This is a genomic window from Neobacillus rhizophilus, from assembly GCF_018343535.1.
Classification (GTDB): Bacteria; Bacillota; Bacilli; order Bacillales; family Cytobacillaceae; genus Neobacillus; species Neobacillus rhizophilus.
The window spans coordinates 798,719-814,131 of record NZ_JAGYPF010000003.1; the positions used below are offsets into that span (position 1 = coordinate 798,719).

General features: G+C 36.5%; 13 protein-coding genes. 1 reads left to right on the top strand and 12 read right to left on the bottom strand.

What is annotated here, in order from left to right; translation table 11 throughout:
* Positions 1-282 precede the first annotated feature (282 nt).
* The 4 genes from KHA99_RS17390 to KHA99_RS17405 form a co-directional block, all read right to left on the bottom strand.
* Entirely contained in the window at positions 283-1,689 is a 1,407-nt protein-coding gene (locus KHA99_RS17390; RefSeq protein WP_213118710.1) for a C40 family peptidase, read from the bottom strand.
* Between the two features lie 561 nt (positions 1,690-2,250).
* On the bottom strand, positions 2,251-2,664 hold the full coding sequence (locus KHA99_RS17395) for an acyl-CoA thioesterase (protein WP_372447613.1): 414 nt from the start codon (positions 2,662-2,664) through the stop codon (positions 2,251-2,253).
* Positions 2,665-2,740: 76 nt separating this feature from the next.
* On the bottom strand, positions 2,741-3,697 hold the full coding sequence (locus KHA99_RS17400; RefSeq protein ID WP_213118712.1) for a VOC family protein: 957 nt from the start codon (positions 3,695-3,697) through the stop codon (positions 2,741-2,743).
* A gap of 15 nt (positions 3,698-3,712) precedes the next feature.
* Entirely contained in the window at positions 3,713-4,876 is a 1,164-nt protein-coding gene (locus KHA99_RS17405; protein WP_249366716.1) for an acyl-CoA dehydrogenase family protein, read from the bottom strand.
* A gap of 312 nt (positions 4,877-5,188) precedes the next feature.
* On the opposite strand from KHA99_RS17405, the gene KHA99_RS17410 reads away from it, so the two are divergent.
* Complete coding sequence (locus tag KHA99_RS17410; protein ID WP_213118713.1) at positions 5,189-7,012, top strand: V4R domain-containing protein; 1,824 nt, start codon at positions 5,189-5,191, stop codon at positions 7,010-7,012.
* Between the two features lie 107 nt (positions 7,013-7,119).
* Here KHA99_RS17410 and KHA99_RS17415 read toward each other — a convergent pair whose 3' ends face one another.
* From KHA99_RS17415 to KHA99_RS17450, 8 genes are read right to left on the bottom strand one after another with little or no spacing between them, the layout of a single operon-like run.
* Positions 7,120-8,415 (bottom strand): TRAP transporter large permease, encoded by a 1,296-nt coding sequence (locus tag KHA99_RS17415; RefSeq protein ID WP_213118714.1) that lies wholly within the window; start codon positions 8,413-8,415, stop codon positions 7,120-7,122.
* 11 nt (positions 8,416-8,426) lie between these two features.
* The gene (locus KHA99_RS17420) at positions 8,427-8,951 is read right to left on the bottom strand and encodes a TRAP transporter small permease (protein WP_213118715.1); all 525 of its coding nucleotides are present in this window, start codon (positions 8,949-8,951) and stop codon (positions 8,427-8,429) included.
* Between the two features lie 12 nt (positions 8,952-8,963).
* Positions 8,964-10,001 carry a TRAP transporter substrate-binding protein gene (locus KHA99_RS17425; RefSeq protein WP_213118716.1) on the bottom strand — a complete coding sequence of 346 codons (1,038 nt, stop codon included), beginning with the start codon at positions 9,999-10,001 and terminating at the stop codon, positions 8,964-8,966.
* A 16-nt stretch (positions 10,002-10,017) separates the two neighbouring features.
* Positions 10,018-10,869 carry an alpha/beta fold hydrolase gene (locus KHA99_RS17430; RefSeq protein WP_213118717.1) on the bottom strand — a complete coding sequence of 284 codons (852 nt, stop codon included), beginning with the start codon at positions 10,867-10,869 and terminating at the stop codon, positions 10,018-10,020.
* Entirely contained in the window at positions 10,866-12,032 is a 1,167-nt protein-coding gene (locus tag KHA99_RS17435; protein WP_213118718.1) for a CaiB/BaiF CoA transferase family protein, read from the bottom strand. Before KHA99_RS17435 ends, KHA99_RS17430 begins: the two co-directional genes overlap by 4 nt.
* A gap of 13 nt (positions 12,033-12,045) precedes the next feature.
* The gene (locus KHA99_RS17440) at positions 12,046-13,095 is read right to left on the bottom strand and encodes an acyl-CoA dehydrogenase family protein (protein WP_213118719.1); all 1,050 of its coding nucleotides are present in this window, start codon (positions 13,093-13,095) and stop codon (positions 12,046-12,048) included.
* Positions 13,088-14,242, bottom strand: a complete 1,155-nt coding sequence (locus KHA99_RS17445) for an acyl-CoA dehydrogenase family protein (protein WP_249366717.1) — start codon at positions 14,240-14,242, stop codon at positions 13,088-13,090. The genes KHA99_RS17440 and KHA99_RS17445 overlap by 8 nt, the downstream gene beginning before the upstream one ends.
* Before the next feature lie 12 nt (positions 14,243-14,254).
* Positions 14,255-15,043: an enoyl-CoA hydratase/isomerase family protein gene (locus tag KHA99_RS17450; protein WP_213118720.1), complete on the bottom strand. Its 789-nt coding sequence runs from the start codon at positions 15,041-15,043 to the stop codon at positions 14,255-14,257.
* Positions 15,044-15,413: the final 370 nt, after the last annotated feature.

Here is a 15,413-nt window from a genome sequence, read left to right on the forward strand (position 1 = left end):
GCTCACTCCACATGTCCAGTGTGTAGGTGACAACACATGGGGTGATTATGGGTTTTTGTAAAATTTTATTTACCCTACTTTAAAGTTTTTCTAATTTCTCTAAATCAATAAACAAAGTTTGAATACCATATTTTATAAGCTATCTTTCACCTATGATTCAGCGGTTATGAGTCTCTCATAATGTACGACTGCCACTGGTTAAGAAAAAAAGACAGTATGAAAAACAGCTAAGTTACCATTTTTTCATACTGTCTACTATTATAATCATATTACTCTTAAAGTTTAGTAAGGAGTTTTTGCACCGAGATATCTAGTCTTCCAATAGGTAGATGTCATATCTGAGATTGTTACACCTGTTGAGGCTGCGCTGATAAATTTGTTGTTTCCTAAATAGATGCCAACATGGGATGGTCCGAGTTTATAGGTTTGAAAGAAAACAAGATCTCCTACGCTTGGCGAAGCCACTGGTGTTGTTGCATCCCATTGGGTTGCAGCAGTCCGTGGTAAGGAGATGCCGACTTTATTAAACACATATACAGTAAAGCCACTGCAATCGAAACCTGCTGGAGTGTTTCCTCCCCATTTATACGGCGAACCAATATATTTCTTAGCCTCTTCGATCACTCCCTGAACGAGAGAAGCTGATGAAGTTGCAGGTTTTTGAGCTGCTTCAGTAGAAGGTGCTGGCTGTTGAACCGGTGCTGCTGGACTTGAATTCGTTGTTGAGTTTCCAGTTGTTGCTGTTGAACTAGATGTTACCGGTGCTTTTTCTGTTGTTACTGGTGCACTGGATGTTGCCGGTGCGCTTTCCTGCGCTGCTGGTGTACTGGATGTTACCGGTGCTTTTTCTGTCGTTGCTGGTGCACTTGGTGTTACCGGTGCTTTTTCTGTAGTTGCTGGTGCACTTGGTGTTACTGGTGCTTTTTCTGTCGTTGCCTGTGCACTGGATGCTGCCGGTGCTTGTCCGGTTGTTGCACCAGAAGTTACTGCAGAATTCTCTCCAGCTTTGGTATTAGAAGCTCCCTCTGTAGTACCAGTTGCCGGTACACTTGATGTTGTCTCGGTGCTTTGTGATGATCCTGCATTTGAAGTGGCTTGAGTGCTCGATGTTGATCCAGCACTTGAAGCTGCTGCTATATTTCCAGTTGTAACTGATTCTGATTTCGTCACAATGGCGGGATTTTCCACACTGCTAACCTTTAACGTCTGTCCAGCATAAATCGTGTCAGAGGATAACTGGTTTATTGCTTTAAGCTGGGACACCGATAGATTAAAACGGGCTCCGATGACTGAAAGAGAATCACCTTTTTGAACTTTATAAGAAGAATCATTTGAATTTGTTGCTACAATTTTTAATGACTGTCCAATTCGAATAAAACTTGATGTCATGCCATTCAACCGTTTTAGTTCATCTATGGTTGTACCATTGTCCTTAGCAATTTTCCAAAGACTATCTCCTCGTTTGACAGTGTATGTAAGTGATAGTTTCTGATTGACATAGATGGTATCACTTGAAAGAGAATTCCATTCTTTTAATTGGTTAATAGATACATGATTGGAATTGGCAATTTTCCAAAGGCTGTCACCAGGACGAACCGTATATGCGGGTTCTTGTGCACTTGCTGTGGCTCCAAAAGCAGTTAGAACGAGCCCAGCTGTTGCAGCTGCTGTTACTAGATTTTTCTTCACTGTTTTACTTCCTACCTTTCATTATTTTGCTCCAATAAGACATAATAATGAAATAACCAACAAAAAAACATCCACCAAAAGTGGTAGTCCGTTGTTAATCTACTAATATGAATACAGAATTGGTAGAATCTATACTTTTTATTACAAATAGTATATTAATAACTATGCAGGATGAATAATGAAATCGAGGAAATTCTATGTTCATACCCCGCTTTACGTAATATAATTGTAATCATTTTGTAATATTTAATTATATGACAAAGTGTGACAACAACCATTTTCATCAAAGTCAGCCAGTTCTTCCTAGGAAGGGATGACCGGTCTGGAATGCTCTGGTTTTTACCAAATTTAACCTTTCTACTCCTCTGATCAACATGACATCTTGAAACAATCATCGTTATTATATTTATGATTGGATGCCTAATGATCCTCCTTTGATTGGACGTATTCACTACCAAAAGGTACTACATCGTATCTTTTAGTCCAAGTTTCTGCTAGTTTTACACGGTAAATATTCACAAAAAGTGAGAGCCATTAAATGACTCTCACCAAAGGTTATTATTAATTTTGTATGCTCTCAATCCCAACCATCTTCTCCCGTATTTCTTGAGGAATGGGATGGGTCTTTAATTTCCCCTCAAAGGTTGCCCAAGCTCTAATTTCATAACCTTCCGCAACTATATGATCATTTTTATAAAAAAGGTGGCTAATTTTAAAGACTTTATTAAACAATTCTAGGACTGAACTAACGACCTCAACACAATCTTCAAAAAAGAGCGGAGAATGTATGTTACATTTCGATTCAAGCAATGGTACACCAATATTCTGTTGCGAAAAAAGCTTCGATGAAGGCACCCCGATGGCTCCTAAATATTCATGTGTTGCTTCATCCATCCATTTATGATAATTGGGATAATAAACAATTCCTCCCATATCGGTGTCACCCAGCCTTACCTTCAACTTATATCTTGATATCGTACCTTTACCTGCTGCATTCATAAAACTTAACTCCTACTTTCTACATCATCTTGGCTCACTTCTTTTTTACTCATTACCCTTTTATGGTTGATCTATTAGCCTGTGAGGTATTTTCTCCCCAATAAGTTAGAGCGATTTTATCTTCTAAAGTCCATTTAATTGGTTCCCAATCTGGCTCGAAAATCAAATAACCATTTGAAAATAACTCTATTCTTAATCCGCTTCCAGGATCAATGACATATAGGTAAATGGCTTGGGAAATTCCGTGTTTACCAGGACCAACAAATTCTACTTCATGCTCTGATAAAATATCTGCCGCTCGCAGCATATCTTGAGCATTATCTAACCAAAAGGCCAAATGATGCATCTGATGAGTAGTTGGTGCATTTGGATCCTTCATAACAGCAAGGTCATGGACTAAATTCGTCACACTCATCCAAGCCCCTAACTGCTTGTCATCTGAATCAACCAAATATTCCCGAAGTTTAAAACCTAGGGTATTAGTAATAAAATTTGATACCGGCTCCAACTCAGCATTGGTAGCAATATTGACATGGTCAATTCTTCGCGCTGATATCCCTTTTGCCCAAGCTTTATGACTCTGGTTTTTTAAGAGCGTTTTGTTTTTTCCTTCCCCTTTAGGTTTCTCCATATCATAATAGATTTCAAATTTATGGCCCGATGGCAACTGAAAACGAATCGCTCTGCCTTGCCCTTTTTCGACACCACTTTCAATCCAATCTACATTCGTCCCTTTTTCTTCTAAAAGTGATGCAAATTGTTCTAAATCATCTCTTCTTTTCGCTTTCCAACCGATATGATCGATATAAGAAGTATCACCCGAGCGAATGGATAAACTATGATGTTCGAAATCTCCCCAGCCTCGTAGATAATGGGTCCCATCCTCTACTGCAGTTTCTTCCAAACCAAGAATCTCTTTAAAAAACCACAATGATTTTTCTATATTCGCAGAAACTAATGCAACATGGCCCAGTTTTGCAATTTCTGGTGCATATATAAAGTTAGTCATCATACTTCTCCTCCCTTACCCTCGAACACCGCTATTGTATCCAAATAATTTTTTCCCTAAAGCATCCACCGCATCTTCATATAATGAAGTTACATGAGTACCAATGGCCAATAAGTCTCTAACAATCATTTCCAAAGGATGCCCTTTGATCAACGCACTAGCTCCAAGCGTTAATAACGCTTTTTGAGCGATATCGATACAAGATTGAATGATACTAGCTCGGATGGCTTTATACTCACTTGGGTCATATTTATAGCCGGTATCCTCTTCCAACATCTCTATATAGGTTCTCATTAACCCTTTGGCTGCTTGAAGTTTCATCATCATTTCCGCAATTACTCTTTGGCTTCTTGGAGATGCTTTTTCTGACTCCCCGGAGATTCGAACTCTTTTTTCCGTTCCTTTCTTAAATTCATCTATTGCTCTTTCGGCCCCACCTATCGCCATTGCTGGGAATCCAATATAAAAGGCAGGCAAAAAATGTACATTATAATATAAATAGTCGTTATCAAAAGGACCTTCTAATGGTTGGCTTTTCTTTTGTATATCTTGAATCTTGAATGTTAAATCCTCAGGTATAAATAAGTCCTCAATTACTAATGTATGGCTTCCAGACCCTCTTAACCCAAGGGATTCCCAATTTTCAACTATTTTTACGTCGGACGTATCAATCACTAAAACAATTTGTTCTGTCATTTCTTGGTCTTTCACCACTGCACCAACAGCACACCACTTACTATGTTTAATCCCACTGACATAATTGTAAGTTCCATTTAAGATAAATCCACCATCAACTCTTTTTGCCGATCCAATGGGAGCCAGAATATCGGCTAATAAACCACTATCCTGATAAATTTCATCCCTGCGGTGTTTCGGCAGATAGGCGACCCAGCAATTATGAAGCGAATAAAAATAGGTCAGCCATGCCGCTGACAGATTATAGAAACCAACCGTTTTTACCATATCGGTAAAGGTGGTAAAATCAATTTGTTCACCGCCATATTCCTTTGGAATAATTAATTTATTGATCCCTTCTTTTTTAATTAAACGAATAACATTTTCGGAAATGGAATTCTCTTTATCTGCTGTTATTTTTTCTAATTCTGCCAACATCCCAATTTTTTTCGCACTTTCCATTAAACTTTCATAAACGTAATTTTGTACTGATGAAACAGCCAATTCCTTCACTCCTTTTTGATAAAAACTTACAAACTATATTTTAGTTGGAACTCTTTCTAACCATAAAATAGTTAAAAGAAAGTACAACTTCACTCCTTTTTTTAGCAATATTTACGAAACGGTTTATAAGTTATTTACGTTGAAAACGCTTTAATCCTTATATATCCATTCAATCAAATGTTAAAGTGAAAAAAAATACTCTTTTTTACTGAAAAATCTGAATAAATTGACAAAATATATTGTTTTTTATATTGGAAAGTTCTATCATGATAGTAAATACTTACTACATTTTTTGGTTAAAGGAGAAAATCTATGTCCAATATCAGTAATATCGGTGAGCTAAAAATTAATAGTTTTGATATCTTATTCTCTAGTCAATCATTTGGAATACTACGAAAAGCATTATTTCATAATATAGGTTCCCATAAGACGAAAGGGTTTTTATTAAGATTAGGCAAGGAATTAGGCGCTCAAACGGCATCTGAATTATTAGAAACTCATTCTCCAGAATATGTAGTCAACCAAGCCATCATGATCCATAAAAAGATGGGCCATGTATCAGACGTAATTACAAAAAGAGACCAAAAATATGATAAGAATGGAAATTTACTTTATATAAACACGAAAGGAATCTGGTTTGATTCCTATGAAGCAATACTCCATTTGAAACATCATGAAGTTTCAACCGAATGCTCTTGTTATACGTTAAGTGGTTTTGCAACTGGATATCTTTCTAAAGCATTTAATGCAGCTGTTATGGTAAGAGAGACAAAATGCAAGGCAAGAGGAGATGAAAATTGTGAATTCGTCATAAAATTAGAAGAAGATTGGCAGGAAGAATACCCCGAAGAAATTTTGCTATATAATGAGCAAACCATTTATGATGAGTTAGAACTTACGTATGATAAACTTCTGAAACAAAAAAACCTTCTAGATAAAATATCTGTATTTCATAACCAGTTAACCGAAAGCGTTTCCAAAAATCAAAGCATTCCCATTGTAATTGAAACGGCCTACCACAATATAAAAATACCCATCTTAATCGAAGATCGACACGGAAACATGATTGTTCAGTATGGCTTAACGGAAGCCCAACTTAAGGAATTAAAATCAGTTAGAAAAGCAAAAATGTTTTATGTTGAATCGTATAATCAAACGCAGTATTTTGAATCAGAAAAATTTAATGAACTGAAAACTCCTATTTATTTGGAAAATAAAGTGTTTGCCTATTGTTCTTTTATATACTATGAACATATACGGAAAGAGCCTAATGACCATACTTTTCTAGAACGCATCTCTACCATCTCTACTTTATGCTTTATTAATGAGAAAATTCAGTTTGAGGCACAAGAAAGAATGAAGATTTCTGTGTTAGATGACCTCATTACAAAACAATATGACTCCATAGACGATATAAAGCAGAAATTCAAGTATCTGAAACAGCCGCTAGTAGGTCCATTCTATGTGGCTCTGGTGAATGTTAATCAGAAGGGATACAAGGAGAATACGACCGATTTATATCCTATTTGTCTTGAATTAGCTAAGCAGTGTGAAAGTGAGGACCTCATTGTCGTTGTATCCAGGTATAACGATCATTGTGTGATTTTAATCGGATCTCCAATTAAAACTTCTAATTTAAAACAAATCATGAAAAGAATGATCACAAAGGTGCAAAAGTCGTTTCCAGATTACACCTTTAAGATTGGTGTTAGCAATAAATTTGAAGATTTACTCGACATTGATACGTACTTGTTACAAGCTGCAAACTCTGTTCGTTCTCCATTTCATGAAAATATTATACTTCACGATGATTTAGGCTTTATTGGTTCCATCGTGAATACTTATAACTATGAACAGCTAATGGAATTAGCCAAAAAAGAACTAAAAATTCTTTATACCTCCAATGATGACAAAAATAAAGAATTATTAAATACGTTATATATCTATTTAAAAAACAATGGGAAATTAGAAAAGACCATGCATGATTTATCGTTATCAATTGGAGGGATTCAGTATCGGATCAGAAAAATTGAAGAAATAATAGGTAAAAGTTTAAAGGATTTCCGCAATTCTGCTTACTTACTATTATTAATTGAAAGTATGATACTTATTGATAAAATAAAAATAGAATCTTAAGTGAGAACCTTAGCAAACTAGTGCCAAAGGATTTCAATATTGAAAAAAGTGCTATCAAGACTGGATTCCATACCAAATCTCGATGGCACTTTTTTAGATTGACAAAGCTATTTCATCGCATGAGGAAGATAAGAAACAAATTGTGGCACAAGGGTAATGATGGCAATCAATAATATCATTAAACACAAATACGGAGCAGCTGCATAGGACATCTTTATAAGGTTCAAAGGAGTTCCTTGTTTCTCTGAAATTTGCATCATGACAAACAGGTTCAGCCCTATTGGCGGTGTTATGGCCGACATTTCTAAAGCGATAATCGTAAAAATACCGAACCATAGCAAATCAACGCCATAGCTGACTAAAATTGGATGTAGAATTGGAACCATGATTAATAGGATCGATATTACATCCATAAACATTCCTAAAATAACAAAGATAACAAAAATCAATAATAATAATGTCCACTTATTCATATTTAGTGACTCTAGCCCTAGCTGAATCGCTTGCGGTAATTCAATCGCCGTAATGGCAAATCCAAATAGTAAAGCTGCGGCTAATATAAACGCAATCATCCCGACATTGGAAGCTGTCTCTTTAAGAGATTCAAATAATCCTTTTAGATTTATTCCTTTGTAAACAAACAAGGCTAACAGCAATGAGACAATACAGGCAACTGCTGCCGATTCGGTAACTGTAAAGATCCCCGAATATATCCCCAAAATAATAATCACCGGTAATAGGAATAGCCAGCTGACTTCTTTTAAAGCTGCCATCCTTTCCTTTTTGCTCGCTTTTTCGCCTCTTTTCAGCTTTTTCCCATATACAACGATCACATATACGATAAAGATAATCACCAAGATGATACCTGGGATGATTCCAGCCATAAATAAATCTGTTATCGATACATTCGTCATTGCCCCATATAAAATCATCGGGCCGCTGGGAGGGATTAAAATCCCCAATGTACCAGCTGCGGCAATAATCCCGTATGCCAGTCTTTTAGGATACCCATTTTTTATCATTTCACTAGAGGCGATATATCCAATGGTCACTACCGTTGCAATACTGGACCCCGTTAATGAGGCAAAAAATGCACACGTCAATACACTTGCAATAGCCAAACCTCCTGGCAAATGTCCAAACCATTTATTTGCCGCATCAAAGGCCCTTGTTCCGATTCCACTTTTTAACAATATTTGTCCAGTTAGAACAAATAATGGAATTGCTATTAAAATACTATTATTAAGAGAATTAAAGAGTAGTTGTGGTACTTGTAAATTTGCTACAAGAGGGTCTAAGTAAACCATTAATACTCCAGCACTTACCATGATTAATGCGAATGCAACAGGCATTCCTAAAAGGATAATTATCATTAATATCCCTAAAATGATTACGTAATCCAAACACAACCCCCCTAACCCAGTACTTGAGTTTCATTTGCCGCCTCATGTTGGTCTTTAAGAAATAAAAGCAGCAAATGTCTAATAATAGCTAAACATAGAAGGACACTGCCTATTACTAAAGAACTCTGAGGGATCCAAATCGGAACTTGAATGATTGATAAGTCCTTTGCATGTTTCACATACGAACTATGCATCATGACCCAACTGTGCTTCGTTAAAAAAATAAAGAAAACTAATGAAACGATCATCATGAAAGTTTCTAATACCTTATTGGTTTTCCTAGAAAACCAATTTGTGAGAATATCGATTTTAATATGTTCTACATTATACATCGCGAAGGCAGCTGCCATGTAGGAAGCAGCAATAAAAAAGTATACAGAAATTGGTTCAACCCAATGAATGGGGATCATGATATTTCTACCTGCTACACTTATTAAAACCATAGCAGCGATTAAAAAAATAAGGAGGCCGGCAATAATACCGGCAACTTCCAATATTTTACCTATTATATAGGTAATCATTTTTACTATTTTCATATCATCACCCTTTTAATTTCTTGAAGAATTGATAATGTCCATTATTTTCTTTCCTACATCTCCCGTAGTTTGATAGAAATCTTCGAGAACCTTGTCCTCTACTGGTTTGAATGATTTCTTATCTACTTCTACAAACTTCATTCCTTTTTCACTTAGAGTCTTTGCATTTGCCTCCTGTTGTTTTTGGACTTCCTTGGACATCCATCCTTCTACCTCTTTAGAAGATTCTAATATGATGTTTCGTGTTTCTTCAGGAAGAGAATTCCACCAATCTAAATTCACTAGTGAAATGGAAATCCCGGCGTTTTGCGGTCCTGTATAATATTTAGTCACTTCATAATATTGTTGGGCAATGAAGGCAACTGGCGCTGACAAACCTGCATCAATCGTTCCTCTTTGTAATGCCTGAACGACCTCTGCCCCTGGCATCGTGATTGGGGTACCACCAGCTGCTTCTACAAATTTGGACATAAGCGGACTTGTTGTTCTCACCTTTTTACCCTTAAAATCATTAGGAGTTTTCAGTGGAGTATCTTTCGATGCATAATACGCCATTCCAAAGTCTCCCCAAATAATGGGGTAAAGGTTGGCTTTAGCAAATTCATCTTCAAAAATTTTACGTACACCGTTATCCAATGATCTGTGAAGGTGTTCGTAATCATCAAATACAGGCAATACAATAAGCTCGGCACTTGGAACTAAAGATGTTAACATTTCAAACGTTGTTGCGCCAGCTTCGATTTGTCCTGAAGAGATCGCATCTACTATCCCTATATCATTGTAAAGTTGTCCAGAGGGATAAATACTGATCTTAATTTTCCCACCGCTCTTTTTGCTCACTAATTCTTTTAATTTCTCAAAACCCTTATGGGTATGCTGTTCTACTGGATATCCATGGGCAAATTTAAAGGATACTTCTTCCACGTTACCTTTTGTGCTTTTGTTCGTTTCACTTTCTTTCTTCGTAGTGCCATTTGAAGAGGATGAACTACAACCAACCATCGTGACTAGTGCTAGCACAATCATGAATATCAACAATTTATTTTTCATTTAAACTCCACCCCTATTAAATTGTTTTATTAAAGTACTCCATCACAAGCTTATTAAATGTTTCTTTATGTTCCAACTGTGCCCAGTGACCGCATTGCCCTAAGACAAATAAATGAGCATTTGGTAAATGATCCAACAGATAGTAGCTAGAATCGATGGAACAAACATTGTCCTCTTTACCATGAATTAAGAGAATTTCATGTTTGATTCTTTTCAATGCTGTTGGTGGCACAGGTAATGGTGCTGTGCTAAAGAAGGCATTATTTGACTTTTTCACTTCCTCTTTTAAAGCGATTTCAAAACGCTCATCAATAAACGAATCAATAATTGGGGTCATTTTCTCTACATCATAGACAAACCATTCCATAATTTGTCTTAACTTTTTAGGAGTGGGAGCTTGATAGAAATTTCGTGCCCTTGCCAATTCAATGCTCATTTTTGTTACTGGAGTCCCACCGGGGCCCATCAAAATTACTCGATCAAATCGATAAGGATGCTCCATTAATAATTCCAATGCAATCGAACAACCTAAAGAATTTCCGACAATGTTTGCTTTTTCAATTTTCATTTCATCCATTAATTCAATTATTTGCTTCACCCATAAATCGAGCCATTCTTGCCTAGTCTTCGGAGGCTCAACCGGATGACTGCTGTTGGCAAAGCCAAATAGATCTGGAGCAATGCAATGGAACTGTTCTTGACAACTGTCTAAAACATAACTCCAATTCGCAAGAGCTGTGACTCCTGGACCAGAACCGTGAATAAAAATTACTTTATTCTTATTTTCAGCCCCTGATTCATTCACATAGGTTTTAAAATTTTCTGTATTAACATAGCGAGTTGAAATGGTTGAAGTGGTTGTACTCATATTCTTTCCTCCTCTTTCTTTATCATATTTTCAAAGATTTCTTCGTTGTGTTGCCCTAGGAATGGAGCTGGTTGATAGTTATCAACGATAGATCTTGAAAGTTTTATTGTTGAACCCGGAACTTTCACTTTACCTTTTGTAGGATGATTGATTTCTACAATCATGTTTCTCTCTATTAAGTGGCGATCATTTGCAACTTCTTTAATCGTCAGTACCGGTGCTGCCGGTACCCCTTTTTCAGTTAATATTTCAACAATTTCCCATTTATTGATATTCTTTGTCCATTCAGTGACAAATTGGTCAACCTCATCCATATGTGCTGCCCGGCTGATTGTATTTTTAAACTCTTCTTTTTCAAGTAGATGTTGTTGTTCTAATATGTCAACGAGTAACTGCCAATGTCGCTCGGTTGCACATATAATAGCAACAAATCCATCTTTGGAAGGATAGACATTGTATGGTGCTGACCTTAACCCACTATGCTTATTCCCTGTTCTTTCACAATAATTGTCAGGATCCCCATCATACAATGCAGCTAGAGGAGAAGCTAATGTCGGATAAAGAGCGTCATGCATTGATACTTCTACTTTTTGCCCTTCTCCAGTCCTTTCTCTTTGATAAAGAGCTAAACCAATGCCTGCTAATAAATGCGTTCCGCCTAACAAATCAGCAATAGCAGGTCCTGCTTTAACCGGAGGCATTTCCGGATAACCTGTAGAGCTCATCACTCCTCCAATGGCTTGCACCGTTAAATCCATTCCTGGGAAATTTTGATAAGGGCCTGTTAGGCCATAAGCCGTTGCTGTCGCATAGATGAGCCTTGGGTTCCTCTTTTTTAAGACTTCGTCATAATCCAACTCTAATCGCTTCATGACACCTGGGGTAAAGTTTTCTACTAAAATATCTGCTTGTTCCACTAGTTTCAAAAATGCTTTTTTTCCGTCTTTACTTTTCAAATCTAAGGTAACACCGTATTTATTTGTGTTGAACATTAAAAATTCATGGGGAACTTTGCTTTCATGTCTTTCTCGTAAAATATCTCCCTTTGGACTCTCAACTTTTATTACTTTCGCTCCGTGGTAAGCTAGTTGTAGTGTACAGTACGGTCCCTGATATACTTGGCTTAAGTCTAAGACAACCAGTCCTTCTAATGCCTTCTTCATGCTTTTACCACCTTTATTGAGTTATAATCTCCCATAAGCCTTTTTCTTCAGCTAAGACAAAACGACTGATTTCTTGCGACCAGTACGATTCAGATTGATATTCGTCTCTTAGGGACCATAATTTTCTTGTGTAGTAGTGGAGTATGTGTTCCTGTGTAAACCCCATAGCTGCATGAATCTGGTGGGCAATTGCTGTAGCTGTGCTTATTGCCTCGCAAACTTTTAATTTTGCAACCATCAACTCTAAATAATATTGTTGATCCATTTCATCCTTGAGAGATTCAATACAAGTACGTGTCATGATTTCTGCCTGTTTTACCGATTCTGCCATAATAGAAAGATTATTTTTATTCATTTGAAAGCTGCTAATCGGCTTTCCAAATTGAATTCTAGTATTTCCATGTTCAATTGTTAATTCAACTATTTTCTTTAATGCACCAGTAGCAACAGCTAAGTTAAGTAACAGTTGCAATGAAAAATAATAGTTAACCACTGATGGATTAATTAATTTAACTAGTTTGGGTGAATGATTGATTAGCTCAAACGAATAGACTGGTTCATTAGCTAAATTGTGTTTTATTTTAAAATCTAATTGACTAGCGTCCAGCAAAACTAAATTTTCTTCCCCGCGTTCATTGGTTCCTATTACTAAAACATCGTTCCCTTTTGTATATCCATATATATTTTCAATCTTACCGTTAGCCAAATACTCCTCTTCCGAGTTGATTTTTATTCTTTGGTCAAACGGTCCACAAGAAAGGTGGCTCTTTGAATCTAGTTTTTCCTGATAAGCTATCCAATTACGAAATAGTAAAGCGGTAAATGGGATGGGGAGAGCATAGTTACCAGCGATAATAGCTAATTCCAGCCCATGCTTTTTCTCAAATCCACTTCCCCCTTCAGCTTCATCTATTCCAATCAAATAAACTCCAAATTCCTCTAACGTCTCTAATAATTGAGTGGGGACTCCATTGCTTTCAGATTCCTTAAGTAAATCATTATCACAAAAGTCTTCAAGGATCTTTTCAAAAGATTCTTTCAATATTAATTCCATTTCATCCATTATTCATCACCCCTTTAGAAATAATCGTTCTTAAAATTTCTGTCGTTCCACCTCTTAGGGTAAATCCTGGAGAATGTAAAATAGATTGTGCAGCATAAACCTCGATTCTTTTATCTGAATCTAATGAAGGGTAGATGGATGCAGTATTTCTAGCTGTGTGAATAATTCGGTTTTCTAGCTGGGTTCCGAGATCTTTTACCATTGCGGCTTCTGTGTTTGGTGTCTTTTTTTGTTCCAATAAAGACGCGACCTCTAAGGACATTTTTCGCAAAGTTACTAAACTGGCAATACAAGAGCCTAAGTCTTGTAAATCAGACTGCACATTCCCTTCAGATTTTACGATCTCGATTAATTCTTCTAGTAATGGATACGTGCTAAGGAATCTCTCGGGACCACTTCTTTCAAATGCTAATTCTGTTAATCCTTGTTGCCAGCCATTTCCCGCAACCCCAACTAAATTCTCTTTTGGCACTTTTACATCTTCAAAAAATACTTCATTAAATTCATGCTCCCCCGTCATTAGATGGACAGGTCTGATGGTTACGCCTGGTGACTTCAAATCCACTATAATTTGACTCATACCTTCATATTTGTTCTTTTCATTCTTGGGGGAAGTCCTACATAGTACAAGAATAAAGTGTGCATGGTGTGCACCTGTTGTCCAAATCTTACTTCCATTTAAAAGCCAATAATCTCCTTTGTCTTCGGCTTTTGTGGATATTGATGCCAAATCACTTCCTGAGTTTGGTTCACTTAAACCGATAGCAAAATATAATTCTCCCTTGCAAATGGATGGTAAATATTTTATTTTTTGTTCTTCCGTTCCAAACTTTAGCAACAAGGGTGCTGTTTGTCTATCTGCTACCCAGTGGGCAGAAACCGGTGCACCTTTTGATAAAATTTCTTCTAAAACAACATATCTCTCTAAATTGCTTTTCTCCTGACCACCATATTTTTTGGGAATCGTCATCCCAATCCAACCTTTTTTAGCCAACTTTTTGCTAAACTCTGGTGAAAAACCAGAAATACTTGCATCACACCTAACAGTAAACGTTCCATTCAATTTTTCTTCTTTTATAAATTCTCTCACTGCTGATCTTAGTTCTCTAATGTCAGATTGGGTATTAAATTCAGCGATGCTTACCAAGTGAATCCTCCTTTATTTTCCGGTAAAAATAGGTTTTCTTTTTTGTAGAAATGCATTTACGGCTTCTTTGTGATCTTCCGAAGACTTAACAATAGCAAAATGGGAAGATACTAAATCTAGGGAACTGGATAAGTCTGATTTAATGGATTGCTTCACCGTTCTTTTTATCAGCCGCACAGCAATTTGAGGTTTAGCAGCTATTCTTTTAGCATATTCTAGTGATTTTTCGAAAAATGTTTCAGATGGATACACCATGTTCACTAATCCTATCTCTTTTGCTTCACTTGCAGAGATAAAATCACCTGACCATAAGAGTTCCAGGGCTTTGGAGTATCCTACAATTCTTGGCAAATAATAGGCTCCGCCATCTCCTGGTATTAAACCGACATTTATATACCCCTCAGATACTTTAGCCGTCTCCGCCATGATTCTTATATCTGCCATAAGGGCCATATCAAGCCCAGCACCAACAGCTATCCCATTAATGGCACAAATGATCGGCTTATCAATATCATGTATCGTTAGCGCCACTCGATGAACGTTTCGCCATAAATAGTCCTTCGTTTCCGCAGGCGATAAGTCGGCTTTCATGTCATTTAGGTCTCCGCCCGAACAGAAGGCGCTTTCATTTCCGGTAATTAAAATGACTTTAATGTCTTCATTCCTTTTAGCGTTCTCTAAGGCTTCAACCCATTGATCTATCATTAATTTATTAAATGCATTTTTTTGTTTGGGTCTATTCAGAATAATCACATATACTCCATCATGCATTTCCGTCAAAATCGGACTATTTTCCTCCATTGCTTTAATCCCTCACTTTGTTTTCACTATTTTCATATTTTTTATGATACTTTTAACATAAATTAGAATAAGAATTATTGTCAAACTATTATGAAAAGTTTTACCCTCACCAATTTAATGTGTTTTTTCCCATAATTAGAAGAAAATCCTCTTTATTTTCAGTTGTTATAAGCATTTTTTTTTAATCGGTAGAATTTTCGAAAAATATTTTTTTATAGTTCACGAGTAGTACTCAATAAAATTTATTGAAATATAGCAAAAACGTAATTTCTATAAAGACTTGATTGGAACAAAAAAAGGTCATTAAAAAAGTGCCTGGCACCACCCGAATAATGTCGACCAAAAGTCAACAAATTACGGGTAGTGACTG